The organism is Flavobacterium bizetiae, assembly GCF_902804475.1.
GTDB lineage: Bacteria > Bacteroidota > Bacteroidia > Flavobacteriales > Flavobacteriaceae > Flavobacterium > Flavobacterium bizetiae.
Genome location: NZ_CADCSU010000223.1, coordinates 1 through 940 on the forward strand (window position 1 = coordinate 1; position 940 = coordinate 940).

Sequence of the window (940 nt, forward strand, 5' to 3'; positions counted from 1 at the left end):
TAATAAAATTTAATTTTGTTGATGTAAAAGTAAATTGCACAAAAAATAATTTATTATCTAAAGAAGATTTAAAAACAAAAGTTTTGTTTAATAGACAGAAAGGAAGGAATTATTTATAGTTAATAATTTATGGAAAGTTTAATATCAATAATAATTCCCTGCTATAACGATTGGCAATATGTCGAGGAAGCTATAAATTCAGCTTTAAATCAAACATATACTAATAAAGAAGTTATAGTTGTTGATGATGGTTCAAATACTAAGACTAAAGAAGTTTTAGAGCAACTTGAATTAAAAATCACAAAACTTATTACCCAAGAGAATTCAGGGCAAAGTAAAGCTAGAAATGTTGGTATTGAAGCAGCAAGAGGAGATTACATTTTGGTATTAGATAGTGATGATTTTTTTGATTCAACTTTTTGTACAAAAGCTATGTCTGCTTTTGCAGACCCAAAAATCACTTTAGTAACTTCTTTTACAAAAAGATTTGATGAGTTCACTAGTAGTCTGTATTATCCTCAAGGAGGCCAATTAAAAGATTTTTTAATGTATAATGAAGCTACAGGTAGTGCAATGTTCAAAAAAAAAGATTTTCTTATTGCAGGAGGGTATGATGAGACGATGCGATTTGGTTTTGAAGATTGGGAATTTTATATTCGATTATTAAAAAATGGAGGAAAAGCATTTGTAATATCAGAGGTTTTATTTAATTATAGGTCAAAAAAAAATTCTACGACATCAAAAGCTAATAAGATAAAATATAAACTTTGGTTTTTTATATATGAAAAACATAAAGACTTGTATTGCTTATATTTTGAAGATTTTATTATTCACTTGTTATATATGATTGAAAGAGAGGAAAATGAAAAAAATAAGAATATAGAACGTTTAGAGTTTAGAATTGGAAAAGCAATTTTGAGCCCTTTAAGGTATATCACTT

Annotated in this window: 1 protein-coding gene; it reads left to right on the forward strand. The window is 26.4% G+C overall.

What is annotated here, in order from left to right; translation table 11 throughout:
- Window positions 1-129 precede the first annotated feature (129 nt).
- The coding region (locus tag FLACOL7796_RS24280; protein ID WP_173973342.1) for a glycosyltransferase family 2 protein at window positions 130-940 on the forward strand (811 nt) is incomplete at its 3' end.